This window comes from Streptomyces sp. NPDC091271 (assembly GCF_044757505.1).
GTDB lineage: Bacteria > Actinomycetota > Actinomycetes > Streptomycetales > Streptomycetaceae > Streptomyces.
Genome location: NZ_JBIVVD010000003.1, coordinates 313,960 through 329,456, shown reverse-complemented (window position 1 = coordinate 329,456; position 15,497 = coordinate 313,960). Strand labels below are relative to the sequence as shown.

13 protein-coding genes are annotated in these 15,497 nt (G+C 73.3%); 6 read left to right on the top strand and 7 right to left on the bottom strand.

Going from position 1 to position 15,497, the window contains the following annotated elements:
• Positions 1 to 4: 4 nt before the first annotated feature.
• The 4 genes from ACIQM3_RS13300 to ACIQM3_RS13285 form a co-directional block, all read right to left on the bottom strand.
• Positions 5 to 1,327 (bottom strand): ABC transporter substrate-binding protein, encoded by a 1,323-nt coding sequence (locus ACIQM3_RS13300; protein ID WP_401623161.1) that lies wholly within the window; start codon positions 1,325 to 1,327, stop codon positions 5 to 7.
• A gap of 689 nt (positions 1,328 to 2,016) precedes the next feature.
• A complete protein-coding gene (locus ACIQM3_RS13295; RefSeq protein ID WP_401623158.1) occupies positions 2,017 to 3,516 on the bottom strand; it encodes a cellulose binding domain-containing protein in 1,500 nt (499 codons plus the stop codon).
• 126 nt (positions 3,517 to 3,642) lie between these two features.
• Entirely contained in the window at positions 3,643 to 5,121 is a 1,479-nt protein-coding gene (locus ACIQM3_RS13290) for a sensor histidine kinase (RefSeq protein WP_401623155.1), read from the bottom strand.
• Positions 5,118 to 5,822, bottom strand: a complete 705-nt coding sequence (locus ACIQM3_RS13285; protein WP_401623152.1) for a response regulator transcription factor — start codon at positions 5,820 to 5,822, stop codon at positions 5,118 to 5,120. The genes ACIQM3_RS13290 and ACIQM3_RS13285 overlap by 4 nt, the downstream gene beginning before the upstream one ends.
• Positions 5,823 to 5,900: 78 nt before the next feature.
• Here ACIQM3_RS13285 and ACIQM3_RS13280 point away from each other — a divergent pair, with 78 nt between their 5' ends.
• Positions 5,901 to 6,455, top strand: coding sequence for a hypothetical protein (locus ACIQM3_RS13280; RefSeq protein ID WP_401623149.1), 555 nt, complete (start codon positions 5,901 to 5,903; stop codon positions 6,453 to 6,455).
• Positions 6,456 to 6,460: 5 nt separating this feature from the next.
• On the opposite strand, the gene ACIQM3_RS13275 is transcribed toward ACIQM3_RS13280, so the two are convergent.
• Together ACIQM3_RS13275 and ACIQM3_RS13270 are read right to left on the bottom strand one after the other, a co-directional pair.
• Positions 6,461 to 7,348, bottom strand: a complete 888-nt coding sequence (locus ACIQM3_RS13275; protein WP_401623147.1) for a spermidine synthase — start codon at positions 7,346 to 7,348, stop codon at positions 6,461 to 6,463.
• A gap of 91 nt (positions 7,349 to 7,439) precedes the next feature.
• Positions 7,440 to 7,808, bottom strand: coding sequence for a hypothetical protein (locus ACIQM3_RS13270; protein WP_401624341.1), 369 nt, complete (start codon positions 7,806 to 7,808; stop codon positions 7,440 to 7,442).
• A gap of 253 nt (positions 7,809 to 8,061) precedes the next feature.
• On the opposite strand from ACIQM3_RS13270, the gene ACIQM3_RS13265 reads away from it, so the two are divergent.
• The gene (locus ACIQM3_RS13265; protein WP_401623144.1) at positions 8,062 to 9,417 is read left to right on the top strand and encodes a tetratricopeptide repeat protein; all 1,356 of its coding nucleotides are present in this window, start codon (positions 8,062 to 8,064) and stop codon (positions 9,415 to 9,417) included.
• Between the two features lie 85 nt (positions 9,418 to 9,502).
• Here ACIQM3_RS13265 and ACIQM3_RS13260 read toward each other — a convergent pair whose 3' ends face one another.
• On the bottom strand, positions 9,503 to 10,099 hold the full coding sequence (locus ACIQM3_RS13260; protein ID WP_401623141.1) for a histidine phosphatase family protein: 597 nt from the start codon (positions 10,097 to 10,099) through the stop codon (positions 9,503 to 9,505).
• Positions 10,100 to 10,415: 316 nt separating this feature from the next.
• Between ACIQM3_RS13260 and ACIQM3_RS13255 the strand changes: the two genes are divergently transcribed.
• Genes ACIQM3_RS13255 through ACIQM3_RS13240 form a run of 4 tightly spaced genes read left to right on the top strand, consistent with a single transcriptional unit; the run spans position 10,416 to position 15,397 of the window.
• Entirely contained in the window at positions 10,416 to 11,363 is a 948-nt protein-coding gene (locus ACIQM3_RS13255) for a phosphatase PAP2 family protein (protein WP_401624339.1), read from the top strand.
• Positions 11,260 to 12,444: a hypothetical protein gene (locus tag ACIQM3_RS13250; protein ID WP_401623138.1), complete on the top strand. Its 1,185-nt coding sequence runs from the start codon at positions 11,260 to 11,262 to the stop codon at positions 12,442 to 12,444. Before ACIQM3_RS13255 ends, ACIQM3_RS13250 begins: the two co-directional genes overlap by 104 nt.
• Positions 12,435 to 14,066, top strand: coding sequence for a hypothetical protein (locus ACIQM3_RS13245; RefSeq protein ID WP_401623135.1), 1,632 nt, complete (start codon positions 12,435 to 12,437; stop codon positions 14,064 to 14,066). Before ACIQM3_RS13250 ends, ACIQM3_RS13245 begins: the two co-directional genes overlap by 10 nt.
• Complete coding sequence (locus ACIQM3_RS13240; RefSeq protein WP_401623132.1) at positions 14,063 to 15,397, top strand: AAA domain-containing protein; 1,335 nt, start codon at positions 14,063 to 14,065, stop codon at positions 15,395 to 15,397. The genes ACIQM3_RS13245 and ACIQM3_RS13240 overlap by 4 nt, the downstream gene beginning before the upstream one ends.
• Positions 15,398 to 15,497: the final 100 nt, after the last annotated feature.

Here is a 15,497-nt window from a genome sequence, read left to right as displayed (position 1 = left end):
AGGATCAGCCGACCACCTTGTCGATGTCGTCGATGGCGGCGTCCCAGGCGGCATCCGGCTTGGTGCCCCGCTGCTCCATGTTGTTGATCTGCTTGGAGAAGGTGTCCTTGATCACGCCGTCCTTCGGGCCGAGCACCGCGGCCGGGATGATCTGCGCCTCTTCGGCGTAGATCTCACCGATGGGGGCGTTGTTGAAGTACTCGAGCTTGGCGGTCTTCACGTCGGGGAGCTCGTAGGCACCCTTGTTCGACGGGAAGAGGCCCGCAGCCTTGAACACGGCGGCCTGCTGCTCGGGCGCGGTCAGCCACTTGACGAGCTCGCCGGCCTCCTTGACGTGCTTGCCCTTCGCGGGCACGGAGAGGAAGGAGCCGCCCCAGTTGGCCGCGGTCTCCCCCGGGGTGCGGGCGATGTCCCACTTGCCCTTGTACTTGTCGCCGGAGTACGTGGCTATCTGCGCGGCCATCCACGCGGGGCAGGCCACGGTGGCCATGGTGCCCTGGCGCAGGGCGGCCTTCCACGGGTCCTGGAACTGGGCCAGGCCCTGGGTCAGCTGCTTGTCGACCGCCTCGGAGGCGAGCTTCCAGCCCGCCTTGACGCCGGCGCTCTCCTTGTAGATCGGGTCGCCGTTCTTCGCGTAGTACTGCTCCGAACCGGAGCTGACCACACCGTTGTACATGGCGCTGGCGGAGTCCATGAAGAAGGTTCCCTCGGGGGCCTTCTTCTTGTACTCCTCACCGAGCTTGAGGTAGTCCTCCCAGCCGCCGGCGAGCTTCGCGGCGACTTCCTCGCGGTCGGTGGGCAGCCCGGCCTGCTCGAAGAGGTCACGGCGGTAGCAGATGGACATCGGACCGATGTCGGTACCGGCACCGATGACCTTGCCGTCGTCGGTGGTCGCCTGCAGCGCCTTCCAGTTCACCCACTGGCTGGTGTCGATGACCTTGGACAGGTCGGCGAAGGCGTCCGCCTTGGTGTCGACGAGTTCCTTCGCGCGGCCGACCTCGATGCCCTGCACGTCGGCCAGGCCGCTGCCCGTGTTGAGCTGCTGGAGGAACTTGGTGTAGTAGACCGGCTCTTCGGCGGCGGTGTTCGCCTTGACCGTGATGTTCGGGTGGAGCTCGTGGTACTTCTCGAAGAGCTTCGCCTCCTTGTACCCGAACTGTCCGAAGTCGGCGAGGGTCAGGGTGATGTTCCCGTCCGCGTCGGCCTCATCGGAATCCGAGCCGGAATCGCCGCAGCCGGTCAGCAGCAGGGCGGCGGCCGTGAGGCCCGTGGTAGCCAGGACGGCTGTTCTGCGGCTTCGACCTGCGACGGTGCGGGTGATGCGCATTCCACTACTCCTTGTTCCAGGGTGGGACTTGCGTTCGATCTGCGGCATACGCGCTGGTGGGTGCGGGTGCCGGTGGTACGGAGAGGACATGGGCGGTGCCGTCCCCGTACGAGCGAAAAACATCGTTCGAGATGGGAGCGCTCCCATGCGCTGATGCCGGAAGATTGCTACCTCACGGAGTGGGTGTCAAGAGTTGAAGACGCTTCCGTTGCCCGAGCGTGTCCTGCAAGTCACGGGAACGTGTCCGACCGAGGGCTTGCGTTTACCTCCGCGCCCTGCATGCGAAGCGCACGGGGATCCCAATTTCCGCAGGTCAGTGGGGTGTTGGGCGCCCTTACGCCTTACCGGCCGCAGGAATGGGCGGTCCGTCGCGCAGATTTCCGCGCCATGCCGGAAAGGGCCCCGCCGGCCCCCGCCGCCGCGAGAGGCCCGCCGGAAGATGAACGGGGCGGGGGGTTCCGGGGGTGCACAGGGGGGTCATGGGGCGTTTCCGTGTTCTTTCCCCGAACTCCACCGCGGCGCGGGGAGGTTCCGGTTCCTCCCGGGGGGCCGGGAAAAGCAGGACCCCTCCGCGCACCGGGGACCGGGCGTGGAGGGGCACGAAGGGGACGCGCGCCCCGGCCGGGTGTGGGGGGCGTGGGGGGCGGCCGGGACGCGCGCGTCGAGGTGGTGGTCGAAGGGTGGCGCGACTATCCGAAGGCGCCGAACGCCTTGGTGAAGGCCAGGGGCTCCTGGAGGATCGAGCTGCAGGTGGCGTCGGCGGTCGGCTTCGCGCCGCCCTCGCACTGCGCGTCCCGCGTGCCCGACCACATCGCCAGCCGGCCGATGCCCTTCTCCTGGGCGAACTCCACCAGCTGCGTGGCGTCCTCGACGGTGAAGATCTCGGTGGCGACGTCGTTCACACCGATCATCGGGGTGACCGCGACGGCCTTCCAGGCCTCCGCGTCCGTGAGCCCGAGCACGCCCTTGATCTGGGCCTGTGCGGCGGTAGCCGCCTGGGTGGCGTAGTCGCCCATGTCCTCGCTGTAGGACGCCCCGTAGTCCATCGCCATGATGTTGACCGCGTCGATCGAGACGCCGTTCTTCTTCGCGTCCGCGATCAGGTCCACGCCCGGCTGGGTCAGCCCTTCGGGCATCACGGGCAGCGTGAAGGACACGTCGAGACCGGGGTGCGACTTCTGGAGCTGGGCGATGGCTGCCGAGCGGCGGGAGTTGGCGGCGGTGTCGGGCAGCGCGCCGCCTTCGATGTCGAAGTCGACCTTGGTCAGCTCGTACGTGTCGATGACCTCGGCGTACGCCGCGGCGAGCTCCTCCGCCGAGGAGCAGTGCAGTGCCAGTTCGGCGCCGGCCGCCCCTCCGAAGGAGACCCGGACGTCCCCGCCCTCGGCCCGCAGCGCGCCGATCTGGGCGGCCACCTTGTCGTCGGCGAGGCCCGTGACGCCGCCCCACAGCGGCGCGCAGCTGCCGCCCGACGTGATGAACGCCAGGTTGAACTCCTTGACGCCGGTCCTGGACGCGGTGTCCAGAAGGTCGTAGGCGGGCTGGAGCGACGTGTCTACGTACGGGGCGAATCCTGCTCCACCAGCCGTGCCGCCCGGCGTCCCGGACGGCTCGGCCGTCGCGGTCTCCGTGGGCGTGGCGTCCTCCGTGGGCGTGGCGTCCTCCGTCGGCGCCGAAGTGGGCGCCGGGGTGGACGTGGGCGTCGGGGTTCCGGTCGGGCGTCCGCTCGGTTCCGGGGTCGCGCCGCCGTCCGCGGAGCAGGCGGCGCCGTTGATGCGGCAGTCTTCCGGATCGGCGGCGGTCGTCACGGAGGCGGACTTGGTGACGAAGCCGACCGTCACGGACGCGCCCGGAGCGATGTCCTTGTTCCAGCTCTCGGGCTTCACGGTGACGTGGTTGCCGCTGACGGTGTGCTCGCCGTTCCAGAGCGAGTCGATCTCCGTGCCGGCGGGCAGGTCGAATTCGAGCGTCCAGCCCGACTGGACCGTCCCGGTGTCGTTCGAGACGACGTACTGCCCCGTGTAGCCACCGGTCCAGCCGCTGGCCCTCGTGTACGTGGCGCCCACGGCCGCCGCCTGCGCGGTGCCTGTGAGCGCGAAGACCGTGCCGCCCACGACGGCCGCGGCGACGAGGGCGCCGACGGCCTTCGTGCGGGTGCTCGCCGTGCGGCGGTGCGTAGTGGTGCCCATCGCGTGCCTCTGTCCTGCCGGGGGGTGGTTGCGTCTGCACGCTAGCCCCCGCCAACCAGGCAAAAGGTACTCATGGGACCCGAGTTGATGTTCTTAGGGTTTGCTTAAGGGAGACATCGGTGCCGGTTAAGACCGGCTGTCCCGGGGGTTCGGGCCGGACCCCTGAGCACCACGGAACTCCGCGTTCCGGCCTCGTGCCCCCCGTGGCCCCCACCTTCCGGTACGCCGCCCCACCCGGTGGCCCCGGCGCGCGCGCTCGGCCGGGCCGCCGTCGAGCCCTATCCAGATGCGCACCTCCGTGCCGCCGAGCACCGACCGCCCGATCCGCAGGTCACCGCCGGTGGATTCGGCGACCCTGCGGACGATGTCGAGGCCGAGGCCGGTCGAACCCACCTCGCCCCGCGCTCCGTTCCGGCCGCTGGCGCCCCTGGCCAGGGCGGATTCCGGATCGGGTATCCCGGGCCCGGCGTCCGAGACCAGCACGATCACCGCGTGGCCGGTGTGGTGCACGTCGACGGCGAAGGCTGTGCCTTCCGGGGTGTGCCGGAAGACGTTGCCGAGCAGCGCGTCCAGAGCGGCGGCCAGCTCGGGCCGGGCCACCGGGATCCGTACGGTGCGGTCCACACCCGCCAGACGCACCGTGCGCCCCTCGTCCTCGGCCAGCGCCGACCAGAACCCCATGCGTTCCCGGATGACCTCCGACGCGTCGCACCCGGCTCCCGCCCCCGTCTGCCCGCCCTGGGTCTGCGGGCGCTGCTCCCGGGCCGTACGGATGATCGTGTCGACCTCGTGCTCCAGCTGTTCGACGGCCGCCCTGGTCTGCTCGGCTGCCGGGCCCTCGCCCAGCGAGGCGGCGTTGAGGCGGAGCACGGTCAGCGGGGTGCGGAGCCGGTGCGAGAGGTCGGCGGCCAGTTCGCGTTCGTTGGCCAGGAGCTGGACCACCTGGTCGGCCATGGAGTTGAAGGCGACCGCTGCGGAGCGGAGCTCGGTGGGGCCCTCCTCGGGGACCCGGGTGCCCAGCCGGCCCTCCCCCAGGTCCTGGGCGGCGCCCGCCAGCCGCTGGGCGGGCTCCACCATCCGTACGCCGAGCCGGTCGGCCACGGCCACCGAGCCGACGATCAGCGCGATCCCGACCCCGGCGAGCACCAGCCAGGCCGTGCTCACCCCGTTGGAGACCTCGTCCTCGGGCACGAACACCTCGACGACCGCGATGCCTCCGGAGCCGAGCGCGGTGGGCTGGAGCAGCGCGGAGCCGCCGGGCACCTCGGCGATGGAGGCGCGGCCCGACGTGCCGACGGTCTCCAGGTCCTCGCGGGTGGCGCGCCGGGTGCCGATCTCCAGACGGTCGCCCCCCTCTTCGGCTGCGGGGACATGGACCGCCAGGCGCCCCCGGCCGCCGGGCTCGGTGGACAGGACCGCCCGGGTCAGCTCCTCACGGTCGGTGGTGATGGTGAGGGTGGGGCCGATGGTGGCGGCCTGCCGCTCGGCGTCGGAGAAGGCACGGTCCCGGGCCATCTCCTTGATGACGAGCCCGAGCGGGACGGCGAACGCGATCACGACCATGGCGGTGACCGCCAGGCAGACCTTGACCAGGGCCCATCTCATACGGACGGCCCCGCGACCGGTGGTTCGAGCTTGACGCCGACTCCGCGCAGGGTGTGCAGATAGCGCGGCCGGGCGGCCGTCTCGCCCAGTTTGCGGCGCAGCCAGGAGAGGTGGACGTCGATGGTCTGGTCGTCCCCGTAGGACTGCTTCCAGACCTCGGCCAGCAGCTCGCGGCGCGGGACGACGACGCCGGGGCGGCCGGCGAGGAAGGCCAGCAGGTCGAATTCACGGCGGGTCAGGTCCAGCGCCGCGCCGTCCAGTTCGGCCTGGCGGCGCAGCGGGTCGATGGAGAGCCCGCCGACCTGGAGGACACGCGGGGGCGGCGCCTGGGCGCCGGGGCCACGGGTGCGGCGCAGGACGGCCGCCATGCGGGCGGAGAGGTGCTCCACCGAGAACGGTTTGGTCAGGTAGTCGTCGGCACCGTCGTTGAGCAGCCTGACGATCTCGGCCTCGTTGTCCCGCGCGGTCGCGATGATCACGGGTACGTCGGTGATGGAGCGCAGCATCTTCAGGGCCTCGGAGCCGTCGAGGTCGGGCAGCCCGAGATCGAGGACGACGACGTCGAAACGGAAGTGCGCGACTTCGCGCAGTGCTTCGAGCGCGGTCCCGACGCTCCGTACGGTGTGCGAGGCCTCGGTCAGGTGCCGGATGAGGGCGGAACGTACGAACTGGTCGTCCTCGACCACGAGCACACTAGGCATGCGCCGCACCGTAGCCCATCCGGAGTAACGGAGTCCCCTCCAGGACAGCACGTGTGCGGGTGGTGCAGGATGTGCCCGATGCAACGAGGACTCGTACACGCGATCGCGTGGTCGCTCGCCACGGGAGCGGCGGTGACCCTGTCGTGGTGGGGCGTGCACACGGTCATGTCGGGGACGGCGTACGACCCTCCGCGCGCGGTTCCGATCTCGGTGGGGGCGCGGGGCGCGCAGTCGACGGACGAGCCGGTGTCGTCCTCGACGCACCGCGCGCTGCCTTCCCCCTCGCCCAGCGCCACCGCCTCCCGCTCCACGGCCCCGGCGTCTCCACGGCCCTCCCGCAAGCCGTCCTCCCGGCCGCCGGCCGCGAGCAGCGGTGCGGCGGAGCCCCCCGCGTCCCCGGCCGCCTCGGGCGAGGTGAAGAGCTACCCGACGCGTGGGGGAAGGGTCGTCCTGGAGCTGGCGGAGGCCTCGGCGAAGCTGGTCTCGGCGACGCCGGAGCCGGGCTGGTCGATGCAGGTGTGGACGAACCCGGAGTGGATCCGGGTGGACTTCAGCGACGGGGCGGGCGCGACGGTCTCGGTGTTCTGCACCTGGAACGGGCACCCGCCGGTCGTGGAGACCGTGGACCAGTAGTCCGGTTACGAGAACGCGTCGGGCGGCGGGGCCGGGGACGGCTTGGCGCCCGCGTCGGTGACGACCGCGGCGCCTCCCGTGAAGTCGGCGAGCGCGCGGCCCTGTTCGACACGGCCGGGGTGCGGGTCGCTCGCGACCCGCCGGGTCAGGTCGGCGACGGCGATCGGCAGGTCGGAGGCGACCAGGACCGCGTTCCCGAAGCGGCGGCCGCGCCAGACGGTCGGGTCGGCGGCCAGGGCCAGCTCGGGGAAGAGCGAGGCGGCCGTGGCGATCTGGCCGCGCAGATGGGCGAGCGGCGGCCCGTCCGCGAGGTTGGCGGCGTACTGCCCGCCGGGCTTCAGCACCCGGCGCACCTCGGCGAGGAATTCGACGGAGGTGAGGTGCGCGGGGGTGCGGGCCCCGCCGAAGACATCGGCGATGACGAGGTCGGCCCAGCCGTCCTGGATCCTGCCGAGCCCGGCGCGGGCGTCCGCGGAGCGGACGCGTATCCGCGCCTGCGGGTCCAGGGGCAGCTCCCGCCGCACCAGCTGGACGAGGGGTGCGTCGATCTCCACGATCTGCTGCGTGGAGCGCGGGCGGCTCGCGGCGATGTACCGGGCGAGCGTGAAGGCTCCGCCGCCGAGGTGCACCACCTGGAGGGGCCGGCCGGCCGGGCCGGCGAGATCGATGACATGGCCGAGCCTGCGCTGGTATTCGAACGAGAGGTACGCGGGATCGTCCAGGTCCACATGGGACTGCGGGGCGCCGTCCAGCAGCAGCGTCCACGCGCGCGGGCGCTCACGGTCGGGCACGAGCTCGGCGAGGCCGCCGTCCACCGTCGCGGAGACGGACTCCTGCCGGCGCTCGGACCGCTTCCGGTCGCTCGCGCCCCGGTCCGCTCCTCGACGTGCCACGCGCGCTCGTCCCCACTGCTCACCGGTTCGGGCCGGTTCCCCGGTGGGGCCGGCGACGGCGGGAAACTCCGCCCACCTGGCCATTATGGCCTCAGCGGCAGTTGTCGGCCGCCTCGATGAGCCTGGCCGCCTGGTCGAGGGCGGCCCGGAGGACGGCCGGATCGGTGACCGGGGTCTCCTGGGCGGGCGGCAGGAGCCACCCCCCTCCGATGACGGGCGGCTCGGCGGGGACGCGCAGCCCGCGGCCGTCTGTCCGCGTACAGGCACTGCCGGGTACGTCCCACGCCTCCGCCGTACCGGGCGGCACCAGGAAGCCGAGGACGGCGCAGGCTCCGTCGTGCAGGACCGGGCCGACGGGCTCGTTCTCCGCTCCCCTGCGCAGGATGTCCACGGCCTCCAGGCCCTGACGCGCCGGGACGGTCACCAGGTCGCACGGTGTGGTCTCCGGGGCCCTGTCCATGTGAGGCAAGGGAACCCCTCCTCTCGTCTCGACGAGACGGCGCCGCGCCCCGTCTCCTCATGGACCAACGCGCCGACGGCGTCAAGGGCTACGGCGGCACGCCGCCGCAAAGGGTGGCAGTTCATGGCGGATCACGGGCGAGATGTCCGCTTTATAGCTAAACGCTGCGTGTGCGGTCCGTCACAGCAGGTACGTTCTTGCTCCGCCGGGACACCGGAAGCAGGAGCCCGGCTGCACCAGAGAGGGCCCCGCCATGGTGTCGACACGGGCAGTTCCCAACCTCGCCTTCCGGCGGCTGCGCGGACAGCGCTCCGCCGGGGAGTTCGCGGCCGCGGTCCGCCGGGCCGCACGCGAGATCGGTGAACACGTCGCGTGCGACGCCCGGTACATCGGACGCGTGGAGTCCGGCGAGATCCGCTGCCCCAACTACGCGTACGAACGGGTGTTCCTGCACATGTTCCCCGGGGCGAGCCTCGCGGACCTGGGCTTCTCGGCGCGCGAGAGCGTGCGCGGCCGGGGGGCCCGCACGACACCTCTGCCCCCGCCCACCACACCCCCCGCGCTCGACAGCGAGATCCACGAGGAGAGCGACGTGCTGCGTCGCGTGTTCATGACCAGCGGTACCGCCACTGTGGCGGCCGCGTCCCTGGGCCTGGGCGGCCATGCGTCCGCCGCGGGCCCTCTCACCGTCCCCGCGCAGCGCCGGATCGGCGAAGCCGAGGTGAGCGCCGTGGAGAAGGCCGTGCGCCAGATCCGGCTGCTGGACGACCGGCACGGCGCGGACGGCCTCTACCGGCGCGCCTCCCAGCCGCTCCGCGCCGCGTACGCCCTGCTCGACTCCGGGACCACGGCGCGGCGCAGCACGGCGGACCGGCTGCACGCCGGCGCCGGTGAGCTGGCGATCTCCGTGGGCTGGCTGGCCCACGACTCGGGGCGCTTCGACGACGCGCGCTCCCATTACGCGGAGGCGCTCGCGACGGCCCGGCTGGCCGGGGACGCCGCGCTGGAGGCGCACGCGTTCTGCAACGCCTCGTTCCTGGCCCGCGACACGGGGCGGGCCCGGGAGGCCGTCCGCGCGGCGGAGGCCGGGCAGCGGGCGGCCAGGCCGCTCGGCTCCCCGCGGCTGCTGGCACTGCTGGCACTGCGGGAGGCGGGGGCCAGGGCGTGGCTCGGCGACCGCACGGGGTGCGAGCAGGCGATCGGGCGGGCGCAGACGGCGTTCGGGCGCGGGCCGTGCGACGCGGACCCGGAGTGGATGACCTTCTTCCGGGAGGCGGAGATGGAGCTGTTGGAGGCGCAGTGCTGGTCGGCGCTGGGTGACTGGCCCCGGGCGGCGCGGCATGCCCGGCGGGCGACCCGGCTGCAGGACCCGCACTTCACCCGGAACCTCGCGCTGTACCGCGCGCAGCTCGCCGGTGACCTGGCGCGGGCGGGCACGGCCGACGAGGCCGCGGCGGCGGGCCACCAGGTGCTGGACCTGCTGGACCGGGTGCAGTCCTCCCGGATCCGCGGGATGCTGTCGAGCGCCGTACGGGTGCTCCGTCCTCGGGGCGGCCCGGAGGTGACGGCCCTCCTGGCCCGCTACGAGGAGCTGCCCCCGGACGCGTGAGGCCCGGCCCGCCCGGCACGTTCCAGCCCTGGCCGGCCAATTGCAGCCCGCGGGCTGGATGTGCCCGCCTGGAACGGTGGCCCGGTCAGCGGTCCAGGTGGCCCGTGTCGTTCCAGCGCTCCAGCGCGGGGAGGCCGTACGCCCACCCCAGCACCGACAGCGACGTGGGCTCCAGCCGGATCCGCGCGGCGAACGACACGTCCTCGCCCAACCACCGCGCCCCCAGCGCCCGCAGGATGTGGCCGTGCGCGAAGACCAGCACGTCGCGGTCCGCGGACCGCGCCCACTCGACGACCTCGTCCGCCCGGGCCGCCAGTGAGGCGAGGCTCTCGCCCCCCGGGACCCCGTCGCGCCAGATGAGCCAGTCCGGCCGGTCCGCCTTGATCTGCGCCGGGGTCAGGCCCTCGTAATCCCCGTAGTCCCACTCCATCAGCGCGTCCCACGGCTGGGCCCGCTCGCCGAATCCGGCGATCGCGCAGGTCTCGGCGGCCCGGACGAGCGGACTGGTCCGCACCTCGACCCCGGGCAGTCCGCCCCAGGGCTCCCGGTGCAGCCGTTCGCCGAGCAGCTTGGCGCCCTGGCGGCCGGTGTCGAGGAGGGGGATGTCGGTCCTGCCGGTGTGATTGCCCTGGACCGACCACTGTGTCTGGCCGTGCCGGGCGAGCAGGATTCGCGGTGCCATGACGGCTCTCCCTGAAAAATACGGAGATCCGAAGATCCGGGGACCCTAGGATCTGGTGGGTCCGGGACGGCGGTGTCCGGGACGGCGACGGGGCGGCGGACGCGAGCGGCCGGCCGGGAGACCGGTGCGGGATCGGGCCCCGCTCCATCATCTCCCACAGGCTCCACGGGCAACCTGCGGGGCGGAGTGCGCGTCCCTCCCCACGCATGACCAGGGCCGTCCGCGTGGGACGGGCCCCGGGGGGAATCAGGGCATACGACCACCGTACGGTTGAACGCCCGCCGTCGACCGCATGAACACTGGGGAGAGCTACCGGATGCCGCACGCCACCGCCGCGACACCGTCCTCCGGTCACCGGCCCCGCTGGTGGACGGAGCTTCCGCTGATCGCCGTGGTGTACGGGCTGTACTCGACCGGCCGGCTGCTGGTCCACGAGAACATACCGGCGGCCGTGGAGAACGGGCTCGCGATACTCCGCCTGGAGAAGGCGCTGCACCTCAACGCCGAGCACCCCCTCAACCGGCTCCTGACCGGCAACCCCGCGCTCGGGATACCCGCCGACTTCGCGTACGCCTCCCTGCACTACCTGGTCACCCCGGCCGTCCTGGTCTGGATCTTCCGGCGCCGTACCGCCGTCTACCGGGCGGCCCGTACCTGGCTCATGACCTCCACCCTCCTCGGGCTGGTCGGCTTCACGCTGATGCCGACCTGTCCGCCCCGGCTGCTCGACGCCCACCACGGTTTCGTGGACACGATGGCGCAGTACAGCGCGTACGGGTGGTGGGGCGCGGGCGCGAGCGCCCCGCGCGGACTCAGCGGGATGACCAATCAGTACGCGGCGATGCCGAGCCTGCACGTCGGCTGGGCGGTGTGGTGCGGCGTTCTGCTGTGGCGCCACGGCCGCCACCCGCTCGTCCGGGCGGCGGGCATCGCCTATCCGCTGGTCACCGTGTTCGTGGTGATGGGCACGGCGAACCACTATTTCCTCGACGCCGTGGCCGGCGCCGCCGTGATGGCCGTCGGCGCGCTGCTGACCAGGCCGTTCATGCGGATCGCGGACCGCGTCAAGGACCGGGTGAGGGCGGTGTTCGCACGGGTGCCCGCATCCCGCACCCCCACGGGATCCACGATTGTCAGTGACGGATGCAAGACTTCCGCGGGTGAGCGAATACCCGGCCGGCGGACCGCCTCCGCAGATTCCAGCGACGCGCGCACCCGCTCCGCAGTCGAAGCCAGCGACGACGCTCCGGCAGCGGCTCGCTGAGCTGCGCGGTCCGGCCGTCGCGCCGCATCCGCTCGACGCACGCGCGCTGGCCGCGCTCGCCGCCAACCCGGGTTGCAAGCGGCGCGCCCTGCTCGACGGCGCGGGCGTCGACAAGGCCGGGCTGGCCACCGCGCTCGGCTCCCCCGCCGCGTTCGGCCAGTCGCAGTTCGCGTTCGTGCGGGGCAACGCCTTCGAGGCGAAGGTCAAGGCCGACGGCGGCACGGAGCTGCTGCGCCTCCTCGTCGAGCGGCTCGGCGGCGGCGCCGAAGCGCCGGCCTCGGCCGTGGTGCCCGATCTGACGGCCGCAGGCCCCGAGGGCCGCGCCGCGCGTACGGCGCTGGCGCTGCGCGAGGCCACGGCTGCGGGCGGCTGGGCGCTGCTCGACCATCCGATGCTGGCCCTGGAGGTCGCGGGCTCACCCGCCTACCTCGAGCCGGACGCCGTGGTGGTCCACCCCGACGGCACCTGGACGGTCGTCGAGATCAAGTCCTTCCCCATGATCGACAGCTCGGCGGACGCCGCGAAGGTCGGTGCGGCGGCCCGTCAGTCCGCCGTCTACGTCCTGGCGCTGGAGCGGATCGCCGCGAAGACGGAGGGCGCCGAGGTCGCGCACCGGGTCCTGTTGGTCTGCCCGAAGGACTTCTCCAACCTGCCGACCGCCTCTGTCGTGGACGTGCGCAAACAGCGTGCCGTCACCAGCCGCCAGCTGACACGGCTGACCCGTGTCGAGGACATCGCGGCCGCCCTGCCCGAGGGCACGACCTTCGACCCGGGCTGCTCCCCCGAGGAGCTGGGCACCGCGGTCGAGGCGGTCCCCGCGGCGTACGCCCCCGAGTGCCTGGCCGCGTGCGAGCTGGCCTTCCACTGCCGGGCCAAGGCCCGCGCCGAGGGCGCGGTGGAGTCGCTGGGCCGGAGCGTGCGGGGCGAGCTCGGAGGCCTGACGACGGTCGCCGGGGTGCTGGCGGCGGCGGCCGGCAAGGAGGGCGACCCGGCCGACCCGACGGTGGCCGCACTGCGCCGGGCCGCCGCGCTGCGGGCCGAAGCGCTGGCCGGTGTGGACGGCGGCGTTCCATGTCGCTGATCAGCACGCTCGCCCGGCTGGAGGCCGTCGACAGCGGCCGGGCCCAGCCGTTGGCCACCGTCCGCCACCGTCATCTGACCGACCGGCCGCTCGTGCTGGTGCCGCTGACGACCGCCGGTGAGGCCGGCGCCCCGCTCGGCGCGCTCGTGGGCACGGACCGCGCGGCGCCCCGGCTGCTGGTGGTGGCCCAGCCGCGCGACCGCGATCTGCGGTTCGCGTTCCTCGCCGAGCTGGCCGAGGCGGTGCTGCCGCACATCGAGTCGTACGCCGATGTCGTCGAGCCCGCCGAGCGCAGCGAGGTCGATCCCGGGACCGGCAAGAAGGTCAAGGTCGAGGTCGAGCTGTGCGCGGACGCGGCCCAGCTGATCGTGCCCAGCAGGGCCGGCCTCGACTTCGTACGGCTGCTCGGGCGGTCCATGCGGTTCCGGCGTACCGCCGAGGACGATCCGGACACCCCCTATCCGGCTCCCGCCCGTGTGCCGCTGCTCGGCCGCTGGCTGACGCACTACGGGGAGCGGGCCCGGGTGCCGGGCTCCTCGCTGCTGCTGGCCACGACGGATCTGCTGAACCGGCACTGGGCGACCGGGCAGAGCAGCCTGGAGGACCAGCATCTCGGCGCACTGCTCGCCTGGGTCGACCCGCCGGCCGGCGAGTCCGGCGCGGAGGCCGCGCTCCGGGCGGAGCTGGAGCGGGACCGTGCCGGTCAGCTGGTCTGCCCGCCGGCCGGACCGGCGACGGATCCGGCGTTCGACAACAGGCTGCTGGCGCCCGCGATCGAGCGGTACGACCGGGCGCGCCAAGCGCTGGCCGCCGCGGAGGACGGCCTCGACGCCGACACCCGGCTCGGTGAGCTGAGCGGTGCGGAGCGGGAGATCAGGTCGATCCTCGCGGGGGTGCTGCTGCCCACCTGGGACGCCGTGTGGCGAGGGCTCGACCTGCTGCGGGAGCTGCCGGAGGGGACCAGGGCGGAGGACCGCTGGACCAGGGACCGCTGGTCGTTCACCGCGCACCGGGACCGGGTGCGGGCGGGCGAGCCCCCGCAGCCGCGCCGGGACGACGCGGTCACGGCCGCGCAGAAGCTGGCCTCGCGGGAGACGGCCCAGGCGCAGCTGGACGCCCAGGAGGCGCTCGACGACCCGCTGGTGCTCGCGGGCCGCAGGCTGGCGGGGGAAGCGTTCATGGGGGAGGTGACGGAGGTCGAGATGGCGTACAGCGAGTCCAAGCGGCCCTCGCCGCGCCCCCTGGTCACGGTGCGGACGGAGGAGCGCCCGCACCTCGGCGAGCGCACCAAGGTGTACCGCTCGCTGGAGGGCAAACCGCAGACGGCGGAGTTCGTGGGGTACGCCACCGAGTCCGCGGAGGACGCGGGGAGCGCCGGCACGGTCGACCTCGTCCTGCGGATCACGGACCGGATGGGCCGGAGCAAGGAGCCCGCGCCCGGTTCGGTGCCCGAGCCTGGCGACCGGATCGCCTGGACCCTGTTCGAACACGACCAGCGGGGCGGTCCCAAGCTGCCCGATCCTGAGGACACCCCGTGGACCCATGGCGGTCCGCCGGGCGCCGCCGGCTCCACCGGCCACGCCGAGCAGCCCGATCCCGTGACCGCGGAGGACCTCCTGTGACAGCCGTTACCGACCCTGGCGCCGCGGCGGCGCGGGCGACCGACGCGATCCTGGGCGACACCCTGCGCGGCACGGCGCGCGGCATCGTCGTGGACTCTCCACCGGGCGCGGGGAAGTCGACGCTGGTGGTGCGTGCGGCGCTGGAGCTGGCCGCCGCGGGCCGCCCGCTGATGGTGGTCGCGCAGACCAACGCCCAGGTGGACGATCTGGTGGTGCGGCTGGCGGAGAAGGCTCCCGACCTGCCGGTGGGCCGGCTGCACAGCAGCGACGCCGATCCGTACGACAAGGTCCTGGACGGCCTGGACAACGTACGGAAGTCGGCGAAGGCGGCGGATCTGGCGGGCCTGGACATCGTCATCTCCACGGCCGCGAAGTGGGCGCACGTGAAGAACGTGGAGCCGTGGGGGCACGCGATCGTCGACGAGGCGTACCAGATGCGGTCGGACGCCCTCCTGGCGGTGGCCGGACTGTTCGAGCGGGCGCTGTTCGTCGGGGATCCGGGCCAGCTCGACCCGTTCTCGATCGTGGGCGCCGACCAGTGGGCGGGCCTGTCGTACGACCCGTCGGCGAGCGCCGTCTCGACCTTGCTCGCGCACAATCCCGAGCTGCCGCAGCACCGGCTGCCGGTGTCGTGGCGGCTGCCGGCTTCGGCCGCTCCCCTGGTCTCGGCCGCGTTCTACCCGTACACCCCGTTCCGCAGCGGCACGGACCACGGCGACCGGAGGCTGTCGTTCGGCGTGCCCTCGGACGGGTCGGGCCCGGACCGGGTGCTGGACGTGGCGGCGGAGTCCGGCTGGGGGCTGCTGGAGCTCCCGGCCCGGCACACCCCGCGCACGGACCCGGAGGCGGTCCGGGCGGTGGCCCTGGTGGTGCGCAGGCTGCTGGACCGGGGCGGCGCCGCGACGAGCGAGCGCGGCCCGGATCCGGTCCCGGTGACGGCGGAGCGGGTCGCGGTCGGCACGGCCCACCGCGACCAGGCCGCCGCGGTGCGGGCGGCGCTCGCGGAGCTGGGTGTGTCGGGCGTGGCGGTGGACACGGCGAACCGGCTCCAGGGCCGCGAGTTCGATGTGACCGTGGTCCTGCACCCGCTGTCGGGCCGCCCGGACGCCACGGCCTTCCATCTGGAGACGGGCCGTCTGTGCGTCCTGGCCTCGCGGCACCGGCACGCCTGCGTGGTGGTGTGCCGTGCCGGGGTGGCCGACCTGCTGGACGAGCACCCGTCGACGGAGCCGGTCCAGCTGGGCGTGACGGTGAAGTTCCCGGATGGCTGGGAGGCGAACCACGCGGTGCTGGCCCACCTCGCCGAGCACCGTGTGCATGGGGCGCCCTGATCCTGGGCAGCGCTCCTGCGGCGGGCGGTCCTGGGCTGCGCCCTTGCGCCGGGCTGGACAATGGAAGGTGGCCGTCCGGCCGTACGAGGAAGGAACACCA